A 12,243-nucleotide genomic window follows, 5' to 3' on the forward strand; every position below is an offset into this window, starting at 1 on the left:
GAAAGATATGAATAGTTATGAGTTTAATGCAAAGAGCACAAAAGACGAATTAGTTTCATGGATACAGAAGTTTTTCGAGGAAAATGGACCAACATGTAATGCAATTGTTGGTATTTCCGGTGGAAAAGATTCATCGGTAGTTGCGGCGCTGTGTGTAGAGGCTCTTGGTAAAGAAAGGGTAATCGGCGTGCTCATGCCATGTGGCATTCAATCAGATATTGATGCAGCCAAATTATTGGTTGAAACACTTGGAATCAAGAGTTATGAAATCAATATTAAGGATGCGGTTGATGGCGTCACAAAGGAAATATCTTCAGTAATGGATTTTTCCGATCAGGCGAAGATCAATCTTCCACCAAGAATCAGAATGTCTGTGCTTTATGCCGTTGGACAGAATAACAACGGAAGAGTAGCTAATACATGTAATCTTTCAGAAGATTGGGTCGGATATGCAACAAGATATGGAGACGGAGCGGGCGACTTCAGCCCACTATCAAATCTAACTGTTACAGAAGTAAGAGCAATAGGAAGGGAACTTGGCTTGCCGTCAAAGCTTGTTGATAAGGTTCCGATTGATGGATTATGTGGACAAACTGATGAAGAAAAACTCGGTTTTACTTACGAAGAATTAGATCGCTACATACGCGAAGGCGAGGAACCATCTAAGGAGATTAAGGAAAGAATTGATAGGCTTCATGAATTGAATCTCTTTAAACTCCAGAAGATGCCATCGTTTGAATTGTCTTACGACTGTAAGGAGTAAGACCAGCAATATGCGATTCACAAAATGTCTTACGACCGGAGGGAGTAAGACCAGCGGAATGCGTTTCCATTGAATTGTCTTACGACTGTAAGGAGTAAGACCAGCAATATGCGATTCACAAAATGTCTTACGACCGGAGGGAGTAAGACCAGCGGAATGCGGATGAAATGCCCCAAACGGGCAAACCATCCGTATTTTTTTTCTATAATTATTAGTCATCTAATCCAAGTGTAATTGTTATGCTATTTAATGACATCGTATTGGTATAATTAAAGGATTTTGCGATATCTGAAACCATCTTAATTCCTATGTGATGAGTTTTATCATCTGGGTTTTCAGATTTAAGATAATTTACTGGATCAAAGGATACGCAATCGTCCTTAATTCTTATCAAAAGCTCGTCCTTTTTAACAAATAGTTTTAGGTCAATTAGATGGTTTTTGCCATCGTTGAATCCGTATTGAATTATATTGTTACAGAGCTCTTCGATACAGAGTCCTACGTACATACTTGCTTTGTTGGTTTTGCCATGGTTAATGCAGTAATCTGTTGATGCTTGGGAGGCTTTGATGACATCTTGTGGTGTCATAATCTCCATGTTCATAGTATCTTTTTGCCCCACGCCAAACTTTTTTTCTAACATTGCAAAGGCTGAGGCAGAGAATGTGATCTTTTTGTTGAACCGCCAAGTGTTAATGCATATTAGAGCGAGAACCGTTAATTCACCAAATACATATCCGGACCATACACCATTAGTTCCTGCAAAGAAACTTAAGACAAAGGCAAAAAACGTTGGTGCTGCGAAGTTTTGAAGAATACTAAGCGCCTTGGTAGTTCGGAGTCGTCCTGTTCCCTGATAGAAGTGTTTGAATGCAGTATTGAGTGAGCTTGGAACTACAGAGAGTGCAAATATTCTGACACCAATAACAGCCATAGGTGCGGCTGTAGGATCATTTCCCAAGAATAATTTGACGATGAATGGGGCAAAGATAATTGCCACAAGAGCCACGATAAAATCAACCCATGTGTTACTCTTTACCATGACTTTTACCAATTCTACCAATGAAAGTCGATCTTCTTCGAAGTAGTATACTCCAGCTAGGATGAGTATTACTCCGGCAAAACCTATGCAGAATGCATAGCAGAGATTTCCGATGGTGGCAATGATGGAGTAAGCTGCCACGGCTCTGCTTCCGGAGATTCTTATGAGAATCTGGTTAAAGGTATATGTAAGCATAACGGTGCTGAGCATGTTGATTATTGTAGGAATACCCGCTTTCAAAAGCTCAACAAGTCTTGATTTTGAAAAGCTCTTAAGAGAAAATTTAAATATGCAGTCCTTGTTGAAGAAATATGGTAATCCCACGATGATTGCTGCATAATAGCTAAGACTTGATGCAAGTCCCATGCCAAGCATGCCGCCCTTGAAGACAAATACATTGAGAATGTCGAAGAAGATGTCGCCAAATGTCATAATGGCAACGGCTAGAATTAGCCTCTTTTGTTCTCCGGCAAATTGGACAAAAGGAATCATGAGCATGGCAAAGAAGAATGCGGGTGCTCCAATGATAAATCCCAAAAGATATGAACTTGTTAATTCGTGAATCTTTGTACCCTGTTCTGCTCCCAGAAGACAGGCTACCTGTGAGCGAAAGATAATAACCACAAGAATTCCGATTGCAAGTATTATAGACGAAATAATAATAGCCGTTGAAAAGTGGCCATTGGTTCCCTTCTTATCACCTTTTCCTATGGTTTTTCCACATACAACTGAAATTCCTGAAGAGAGCATGCTTGCCAAAGCTGAGAATACCAGCAGGAGAGGGTTTGCCAACCCGTATGCTGCCATTGAATCAACTCCCAGGAAACGACCTATCATAATGCTGTCAATCAGCAGACATATGATTACAGTCATAGAGGAAAGAATTTGTGCAACTGACATTTCCTTGTATAGTTTTTTTATCATTATATAATCTCCATCACACTTTATTTTATCTTACTTGGGTGCAAACAAAGCACCCAAAGTAATTATATCATAACAATAAAAGTCTTGACAAGTGTATGTATTGGACAATTCTTCAATAACAAAACAATATATAACTATCTTTTTTTTGAAAAGTATGGTAAAATAGTATATGGTATTGAACTCGGTTGAAGTTTTTTTGATGTATTACGCATTTACAAGTAAATGAGAGGACGGATTGAATGGAAATTATCAAGATGAAAGAAGATAAAAACAATCAATTCCTTACGCAGATGCATACCTTTGTAAAGGTACTTATAACTGCGATAGAGACGAGGACGCCCTATAATGCTAACCATACAAAAAATATGGTTCAATACGCAAGCAATTATCTCGATTGGTTGGAAAAGCAGGGACGCCTGGGAGAGGATCATTGTTTAAATAGAGATCCGATTATCATGAGCATTTGGTTACATGATATAGGCAAGTTGGTTATTCCAAGGGAGATAATGGACAAATCCACGAGACTTGGAGCGGGAATAGATGATATTAGACATCGAATAGAAGTATCCAAGTTGGTGGCTAAAGTTGATTGTCTGGAAAATAGGATAGATGAGTCTGAGCTCAGAGAGTATCTGATGTCATTGGATGCTGCATTTCGTTTTATTGATAAGATTGATAAGATGGAACATTTGACAGATGAGATGATAGAACAGGTTTCTAAAATAGCTAAGATTCAGTGCAAGAAAGCCGACGGAACCGTGATTAAATTCCTAGAAGAGAACGAGCTATCCGCCTTGAGTTTGAAGAATGGAACTCTGACTAAGGAGGAGAGGGAAGTGATCAAGTCACATGTTTCCCATACCAAGGACATGCTCGATGCAGTGAGTTTCACGGGGCAGTATAAAAATGTTCCGGAGTGGGCATCTAGACATCATGAGTTCTTAGATGGTTCTGGTTATCCCGAAGGCTTGAAAGCGGAGGACCTTGCTTGGGAAACAAGGTTGTTAACTATTCTTGATATATTTGATGCACTTACGGCGGAGGATAGACCGTATAAGACGCCACATACCCCATCTACCGCATTTGAGATAATGCGAAATATGGTTTCAGAGGGGAAGATTGATGGCGATATACTGGAAGATTTATACAAAAGTCGTGCGTGGGAGCTAGACGATTAATTAATTTATAGAGAAATAAATAAATAGCACTGTGATTACTTATAACGGAGGTGTAAGAAGTGTTCAAGATTTTGTATGCTATGATTAATCACAGGCTTGAGGGAGACGTTAGAGAAGAGTATGTATTACCAGAAGGGGAATATCAAATGTCAATTTTCAAGAGTGAAGTGGAAGTTGAAATTGATGGGGAATTGCAGGTTTGCCCACCCAATACATGCATTATACACAAGCCTGGACAGAAGATTTGTTTTATATCGAGAAATGGTCTGATAGTTGGATCATGGATTAGATATAATTCTGATGAGACTATGTATAACGAGTTTTATCTACCGTTTAATCGGCCTATACAGTGTTCGGAGTATGAGTATTTTGTCCGATACTGGCAATCAGTTGCAGATGAGAATTATTGGAAAAATGAGAGTTCTGAGTATATAATTGATCAATTGATGCATATTATTCTTCATAGATTACATGACTATGCAAATGAGGAGAGTAGAGATATACTCAAGGAAACTTTTGTTGAATTGCGAAAGAATATTTATCAGCATCCGGAGGAGCAGTGGACATTGCAGAAGATGTCCGGTAAAGTTAACCTGGGAGTGCGAGCAGTACAAAAGTATTACAAGACATACTTTGGAACAGCATGTGTGAATGATGTGATCGAAAGTAGGTTGGAGAAAGCCAGATATCTGCTGAAGGAAACGAACCAGAATATCCAGCAAATAAGTTTTGCATGTGGATATAATAGCTTCGAACATTTTTGCAGGCAGTTCAAGAAAGAAGAGGGGATATCTCCTACGGAGTACCGCAAGAGAAATTCTCAATTGTGATATTTAGTTAAAATAATAGGATTTATGGAATCGCATATTGCTGGTCTTACTCCCTACGGTCGTAAGACAATAAAGAGCCCCCTGACAGATCGCCAGGGGGTAAAATTAGGAAAAAATTATATATTTGGAAGGATAATTAATATAAAATTAATTATACCACTCGTCGGCTGCTTCAAGGAATGAATAGTAAGCAGGTTTTGCTTCATCCATTTCAATTCCATTTGAGAAGAAGAGAGGTTCACACTTGTTTCTCCAAGAACATTTATCGAACAATCCCCAAATTGTGATTGCTGTAAGTCCCTTAGGAGCTGTAACCAAGTTACGTGTCTTCTGGACATTGAGAATCATATGCATAAAATCTTTAACGAATTTTGCCTGATCATCCCAAGTCTCGTCTTCATCCTTATAGTCAAACTTAGCTTCTCTACCATTAGACTCGTCTGTGTCGAAGTTAATAGTAATATCAAGCTCTGTAATCTGAACTTCAAGTCCAGTATTCATGAATGTTTCAAGTGCATACTTGAATTCATCTATAGTAGGTCTCTCGATATCTATATGACTCTGCATTCCGATACCCTGACAGATGTTGGTCTTCTCACCTTCGTTAATGAAATTAACGAATTTTACAAGATCCTCAACTTCAAAGTAAGTATCATAGTCATTGTAGAAGAGAGTTACTTTGTCTTTACAATTATACTCCTCAACCATCTGGTTTGCAAACTGGAAGGCCTTCTTAACATACTCAGGTCTAAGTTCCTGTTCGCCGTATACATCGATCCATGTTGTGCTACCCGGCTGGTTTGTGTGATGTAAATATTCATTTACAACATCCCAAGCGTAGCAAAGTGAACCGTATTCACCAGTGAGTTCCTTCTCCTTGTCGAAGATGTGCTTCATACAAGTCTTAACATAGAACTCAAGACGAGCATCCATAACTTCTTTTGAAACTACAGCCTTTCCGCCGTTATAATCAGCTCTGAAGAACCAAGCAGGAGTCTGCTGGTGCCACATCAATGTGTGACCTCTGAGCTGAACACCGTTGTCCTTACAATACTTAAGAGCGCCATCTGCCGGCTCAAAGTTAAGCTGTGGAACAACTTCTTCTTTATAATTATCCGGAATGACATAACCAAGCTCTTTGGCCTGAGCTACTGTGATAACAGTACTGTTATTACCAAGAACGCTATCTGGCTTCATCTCATTCTCGAGAGTGATGCTGTTGAACTGATCTTTGATAAAGTTCATAGGCTCTTCGTCTCTAAGCTGGTCTTTCTTGTTGCCATATCCATAGTAATTTGCACATGTTCCAATGTGCTCGAATATACCATTGTAATTATTTTTAAAACTTTGTGGAAGTGTTACCGGAGGTTTAGTTGCCGGTGTCATTGTCACAAAGCTTGGTGTAGCCACTGGAGTTGCTGCTGGAGTAGTAGTCGCTACCGGAGCAGAACTTGTATTAGCTGCTGCACTTTCAACTGGCTTGTTGCTAGCTGCTGGAGCAGTAGTAGCTTTGTTAGTCTTTTTGTTACCTTTAACAGTTACTGCACAAGTAAGTTTGTACTTTTTCTTACCAACTTTGACAGTACACTTAATCTTGCACTTTCCTGTTGAAATACCTTTTACTTTTGCTGCCAAAGAACCTTTTTTAGATACTTTTGCAACTTTTTTCTTGGTAGATTTCCAAGTTACTTTGGCTTTCTTAGACGCTTTCTTAACCTTAAGTGTCTTAGACTTACCAACATTAACTGTGAGCTTCTTGGTGATACTTGGCTTCTTTGCCGCATCTGAAACAGATGGAACTGCAAGTGAAGTAACACATAAGCTCAACGCCAACCCCGTAGATATTAACTTTTTACTTATCATTTTTCTTCTTCTCCATTTCTTGATGTCATTGTATACACATCATTGACAATATAGCATTTTTGATTTTTATAATCAATGATATAATGTGAATAATGTTTGATTTTTTATGACCATATATGTATAATAATTGATAAATAAAAAAAAATCAAGTCTTTTTGTTAAAAATTTAACTAAATGGATTTGAGTGCCATGGAGGAAGAGAGATATATGACTAAAAAGGAGAGAGCAGGCATTATTATAGAAATTTTAGAAAAAGAGTATCCTGATACCGGATGTTCACTGGAGTTTGATGAGCCATGGAAACTCTTGGTGAGCGTCAGGCTTGCCGCTCAATGCACAGATGAGAGAGTTAATATAGTAGTAAAAGAACTTTATAAGAAGTATGATTCTCCACAGGCTTTGGCCGAAGCAAGTCCTGAGGATATTGAAAAGATAGTTCGCCCATGTGGGTTGGGAAAAAGTAAGGCCAGAGATATTCACAAATGCATGAATCAAATCGTTCATGACTTTGGAGGTAAAGTGCCGGATAATTTTGACGATCTTATGAGTTTAGCAGGTGTTGGCAGGAAAAGTGCCAACTTAATTATGGGAGATATATATGGAAAGCCGGCAATAGTTACCGATACTCATTGCATACGATTGGTAAATAGAATGGGTTTAGTGGATGGAATCAAAGATCCTACCAAGGTGGAGCGAGAATTGTGGAAGATCATTCCACCTGAGAAGAGCAATGACTTTTGTCATAGGCTGGTTGATCACGGCCGTGCAGTGTGTAAGGCAAGGGAACCTGAGTGTGAAAAATGCGCATTAAACTTTTCTTGTAAAAAGAGATAATTTATGGTAAAGTATAATTCGAGGGCGATTTTTTTAAGGAGGATGCTATAGAATGAGCAGTATTGATAATTTAATTGCATCAAGGTATATTGAGGTGGAGGAAGATTCTGAGGGAGTATTACAGAATCTTTCTTATAAGAATGATGAAGATTTTAATTTTGCATATGATATAGTAGATGAATTGGCCAAGAAGTGTCCCAAGAAACTTGCTATGATCCATGTATCAAATAGGGGTAAACTTCGCCGATTTACTTTTTCGGACATGTCGAGATATTCTTCAAAAGTAGCGAATTATCTGTCTTTTTTGGGAATCAAGAAGGGCGATCGTGTCATGCTTGTTTTGAAGAGAAATTATCAGTTTTGGTTTGCTATTCTCGCACTTCACAAGATAGGCGCAATAGCCATTCCTACTTCTGAGATGCTCCTTAAGTCGGACTTCGAATACAGATTTAAGAAGGCGAGAGTCGACGCAGTTATATGTACAGCTGTAGGAAACTCTTCTAATGAGATAGATAAGGCTGTCAAGAAGTACAATGGTCTTAAGGCCAAGATTCTCGTTGGAAGTAACAAAAAGGGTTGGAGACTATTTAACAAAGAACTTAAGTATTTTTCGGATGTATACAAGAGACCTGTGGAGGAAAATGCCATACATGGTGATGATCCATCTGTCATGTTCTTTACATCGGGAACGACATCTTATCCTAAGATAGCATGTCATGATTTTAGATATCCGCTTGGTCACTTTGTCACAGCATATTATTGGCATCAGGTAAGACCGGGGAGTGTTCATCTTGCAATTGCCGATACCGGTTGGGCTAAGGCTCTCTGGGGCAAGATATATGGTCAGTGGATGAGCGAGGCAACTATATTCACAGATGACTTTGACAACTTCGATGCCAAGGAAATCTTGAAGATGATAGAAACTTACAAGATTTCTTCTTTCTGTGCGCCACCTACGGTATACCGTGTTCTTGTGCATTTGAAGCTGGATGGTTACGACTTGTCATCACTCAAGAGCGTGACTACTGCCGGAGAGGCCCTTAACTCAGAAGTTTTGGAGAAGTTCAGAAACAAAACAGGGCTTACGATTCACGAGGGATTTGGACAGTCTGAGTCCACTCTCATGATTGGAAATATAAAGGGAACAGAGATTAGACCGGGTTCAATGGGCAAGGCTTTGCCTCATTATGATTTAGCGATTATGAGAAATGACGGAACATTTGCCGATCCAGGTGAGGTTGGAGAGATTGTGGTAAATACCAAGAATGGAAAGCCAAATGGTCTGTTCTTGGGATATCTTGAAGACGAAGAGAAGACTAATTCGGTTTGGTATGATGGATATTATCATACAGGCGATACAGCTTATATAGATGAAGATGGTTACTTCTGGTATTGCGGAAGAGCTGATGATGTTATCAAATCAAGTGGTTATCGCATTGGACCTTATGAAATAGAGAATGAGATTATGAAACTTCCATATGTAAGAGAATGTGCAGTTACTCCTGTGCCGGATCCTATTCGTGGACAGACGATTAAGGCTAGCATAGTTTTGATTGATTCAGTAGATGGAAGTGATAAGCTTAAGAATGATATTATGAAGTCTCTAAAGGCCAATATTGCTTCATACAAATGGCCTAAGGTATTGGAATTTACTAAGGAGTTGCCTAAGACTATTAGTGGCAAGATTCGAAGGAAAGAAATTAGGCTTGACTCAGCGAGAGAAGCCGAGAAGAAGGCAGAGGAAGTCGCTGATGAAGAGAAGAATGAAGATGCAGAGAAGTAGAATTTGCATCAGAATATATAAGGAGGATTGGACTCAGTGTCCGTTTTGAGATGAGATTAGTTATTACAGGTATGGGGGCCATAACCCCACTTGGAAATTCAGTTGATGAGTATTGGGATAACTTGGTTGCCGGAAAGTGTGGAATCAATGAGATAACACGCTTTGACACATCCGAGCTTCCCGTTAAAGTTGCAGGAGAAATCAAGGATTTTGAGCCCTCAGAGCACATGCCTAAGAAGCTCACGAGAGAGATGGATCCTTTTATGCAATATGGATTTGCGGCAGCTATGCAGGCGATTGATCAAGCTGGTGAGGCAGCAGAACCTGATAGAATGGGAATTGTTGTTGGAACAGCACTGGGCGGAATTAATCATATTTCAGAAACTCAGGATGTGCTCAGCAAGGGCATTCGCAGTAAGGTCAGTCCTAGGTTTGTCCCTAAGATTATAGGAAATGAAGCGGCAGCTCAAGTTGCCATAGCCAAGGGATATAGAGGTCCCAGCTTGACTGTTAGTACAGCTTGTTCCTCGGGAGGAGATGCTATCGGTACCGCATGTATGCTCATACAGGCAGGCCAGGCAGATGCAGTTGTTGCCATGGGAACCGAGTCAGCATTGTCGCCTATATTTATACTTGGATTGACATCGGCTCATGCGCTCTCTACTAATCCGGATCCGGCCAAGGCGTCCAGACCATTTGACAGAGACAGAGATGGATTTGTCATCGGTGAAGGCGGTGGAGCTCTTGTGATTGAGACAGAAGAGAATGCCAAGAAGCGAGGCGCAAAGATTATTGCGGAGATTGCCGGTTTTTCTAATTGCACTGATGGATATCATGTTACAAGTCCTCACCCAGAGGGAATTGGTGCTATATTCTGCATGGAGAAAGCTGTGGAAAATGCAGGCATCAAGCCGGAAGATGTAGATTATATCAATACTCATGGAACGAGTACTCCTGTGGGAGATCCGATAGAGACGAGTGCCATTGTCAAGGTATTTGGCGATCATACATCAGATATGTATGTGACATCTTCTAAGGGAGCTACGGGACATATGATGGCAGCAGGAGGAATAACTGAGGCAATTACGTGTATTAAAGCTATAGAGACTGGTATTGTACCACCGACTATCAATCTCGATAATCTCGATGAAAAGTGCGAGAAGCTTAATTATGCTCCTAATAAGGCTGTAGAGAAACAAGTAAACGTAGCAATGAGTAATTCATTTGGATTTGGTGGACAGAATTCGAGTGTGATTTTTAAGAAATATGAATAGTATTATGTTGTTGATTTTGGGCTCCATTATTGCCGGTGTGAGCCTTGCAATGGATGCTTTTTCGGTATCTGTTGTTTACGGATTGTGCAACATTAACATAAGGAGAATCCAGAAGGTGATAATCGCATCAACTTTTGGATTCTGTCAGTTTTTGTTCACATTTGCAGGATATTTTTTGGGACATTTATATATAGAAAATCATATAGAATATGCAAAGTATATTCCTATTGTATCATTTGTGCTCTTGCTTATAGTTGGGGGACATATGCTCATAAGTGCTATCCTTGAAGGGAAAAGAGGGGATAACTTTTCTGGTGATGATGATAAAGTTGCAGTATCGAATGGCATTATTAAACCTTTTAAGCTCATGGCCGAAGGGTGCGCTACTGCGTTGGATGCTCTCTCTGTGGGAGTGTCTCTGACGCTTCTCAACTTAGAGGAATCACTGTTGGAAAGCAGCATTATTGGTATTGTTACATTAGTTATTTGTTATATCGGAATCAGTATTGGGAAAAAACTTGGAGAGAGATTTACAAGCTATGCTCAAGTTGCAGGTGGAATTATCCTTATTCTAATCGGAGTAAAAATCTTAGTATTCTAAAAAAATGCAAAAAAAAAGCTCATAACCAGCAACTACAAACTTATGTAAGAGAGAGGTAAGTTTGTGGTGGTAAGCAAAACGTTATGAGCCAGACAAATCTTGCAAGTAGCAAAGAGGGCTTATGCTACTGCTTATACTATGTGTGTATGACGTATAGTAAATGATAGAAGAGCATTTAACGCATACACATAAAAGGATGTAGTTAAATGAATCAACTCATCTAATCTACGATATTAGATTAACACATGAGATATATCATGTCAACTGTTTTTTGAAAAAAGATGTAAAAAATATTTGTTGAGAAATTTGCATAAGAATGGTAAAATTTATATAAGATTTTCGTTCATGGAGGATATGATTGTGGAATACGAAGGAAAGTATGTTGCATCAAAACTGGAGAGATGGGAGAAGTATATGGAGAATTACAATCTTCCGGCCTGGGACAATATACCAAACCTCGGACTCTATATGGAGCAGGTATTGGTTTTGTTGCAGCAATACCTCGACTATTTGCCACCGGAGCTGAGAGAGGAACAGTTTATCACTGCGGCTACAATCAATAATTATGTTCGCAAGAAGATAATGCCTGTTCCGGTTAAGAAAAGATACTATAGAAAGCATATTGCATACTTGATTATCATCCTAACACTCAAGCATTCTCTTAGTATTGCATTGATACAAAAACTAATTCCGGATAACTTGACAGACGCGGAGTTAGAGAAGTTTTATGTATCTTTCGTAAATCAACATGAACTTGCATCTACTTATTTTGTGAGACAGGCTAGGATTCTTGCCAGACCATTTTTCAAGGAGGAGCTCACAGTGGAGGATGCTACAAGACGTACTAATGACTTGATTATCACGTCAGCCATGATTGGGGGGTTTTCTCAGCTTTTGTCGGAGAAATTACTCCTTATGGAGGAAGAAGATTAAGGAGGTTATTCTATGGCGGTAAGATTAAATGAAGATGAAAGTGTGGTTAAGACAATCAAAGAAGGCCTGGCAAAGAATGATGGATATTGTCCATGCAGACTTCAGCAAAAACCGGAGTACAAGTGTATCTGCGAGGAGTTTCGTCAGCAGATAGCTGATCCGGATTTTGAGGGATATTGCCATTGCAGGTTGTATTACAAAGAGAAGTAAAAGGAGGA

At 39.4% G+C, this 12,243-nt stretch carries 11 protein-coding genes; 9 read left to right on the forward strand and 2 right to left on the reverse strand.

Translation table 11 applies throughout. From position 1 onward, the window contains the following. Positions 1-7: 7 nt before the first annotated feature. On the forward strand, positions 8-763 hold the full coding sequence (nadE, locus tag L877_RS0102195; protein WP_026834703.1) for an NAD(+) synthase: 756 nt from the start codon (positions 8-10) through the stop codon (positions 761-763). 211 nt (positions 764-974) lie between these two features. Here the strand turns inward: nadE and L877_RS0102200 are convergent, their stop codons facing one another. Further along, positions 975-2,729, reverse strand: a complete 1,755-nt coding sequence (locus L877_RS0102200) for an MATE family efflux transporter (protein ID WP_026834704.1) — start codon at positions 2,727-2,729, stop codon at positions 975-977. A 239-nt stretch (positions 2,730-2,968) separates the two neighbouring features. Between L877_RS0102200 and L877_RS0102205 the strand changes: the two genes are divergently transcribed. Further along, positions 2,969-3,907: an HD-GYP domain-containing protein gene (locus L877_RS0102205; protein WP_026834705.1), complete on the forward strand. Its 939-nt coding sequence runs from the start codon at positions 2,969-2,971 to the stop codon at positions 3,905-3,907. A 59-nt stretch (positions 3,908-3,966) separates the two neighbouring features. Beyond that, the gene (locus L877_RS0102210) at positions 3,967-4,737 is read left to right on the forward strand and encodes a helix-turn-helix transcriptional regulator (protein ID WP_026834706.1); all 771 of its coding nucleotides are present in this window, start codon (positions 3,967-3,969) and stop codon (positions 4,735-4,737) included. 147 nt (positions 4,738-4,884) lie between these two features. On the opposite strand, the gene L877_RS13290 is transcribed toward L877_RS0102210, so the two are convergent. Beyond that, complete coding sequence (locus tag L877_RS13290) at positions 4,885-6,600, reverse strand: endo-1,4-beta-xylanase (RefSeq protein WP_051437615.1); 1,716 nt, start codon at positions 6,598-6,600, stop codon at positions 4,885-4,887. Positions 6,601-6,807: 207 nt separating this feature from the next. Here L877_RS13290 and nth point away from each other — a divergent pair, with 207 nt between their 5' ends. The 6 genes from nth (at position 6,808) to L877_RS0102245 (ending at position 12,235) form a co-directional block, all read left to right on the forward strand. Further along, positions 6,808-7,434, forward strand: coding sequence for an endonuclease III (gene nth / locus L877_RS0102220; RefSeq protein WP_026834707.1), 627 nt, complete (start codon positions 6,808-6,810; stop codon positions 7,432-7,434). A 52-nt stretch (positions 7,435-7,486) separates the two neighbouring features. Next, on the forward strand, positions 7,487-9,217 hold the full coding sequence (locus tag L877_RS11780) for an AMP-binding protein (protein ID WP_084554731.1): 1,731 nt from the start codon (positions 7,487-7,489) through the stop codon (positions 9,215-9,217). Positions 9,218-9,267: 50 nt separating this feature from the next. Beyond that, positions 9,268-10,491, forward strand: coding sequence for a beta-ketoacyl-ACP synthase II (gene fabF / locus L877_RS0102230; RefSeq protein WP_034784869.1), 1,224 nt, complete (start codon positions 9,268-9,270; stop codon positions 10,489-10,491). 4 nt (positions 10,492-10,495) lie between these two features. Next, complete coding sequence (locus L877_RS13295) at positions 10,496-11,092, forward strand: manganese efflux pump MntP (RefSeq protein WP_207637217.1); 597 nt, start codon at positions 10,496-10,498, stop codon at positions 11,090-11,092. 360 nt (positions 11,093-11,452) lie between these two features. After that, entirely contained in the window at positions 11,453-12,025 is a 573-nt protein-coding gene (locus tag L877_RS13300; protein ID WP_051437617.1) for a DUF1836 domain-containing protein, read from the forward strand. A 12-nt stretch (positions 12,026-12,037) separates the two neighbouring features. Continuing rightward, complete coding sequence (locus tag L877_RS0102245) at positions 12,038-12,235, forward strand: ferredoxin-thioredoxin reductase catalytic domain-containing protein (RefSeq protein ID WP_026834709.1); 198 nt, start codon at positions 12,038-12,040, stop codon at positions 12,233-12,235. Positions 12,236-12,243: the final 8 nt, after the last annotated feature.

This window comes from Eubacterium xylanophilum ATCC 35991 (genome assembly GCF_000518685.1).
Lineage (GTDB): Bacteria > Bacillota > Clostridia > Lachnospirales > Lachnospiraceae > Eubacterium_F > Eubacterium_F xylanophilum.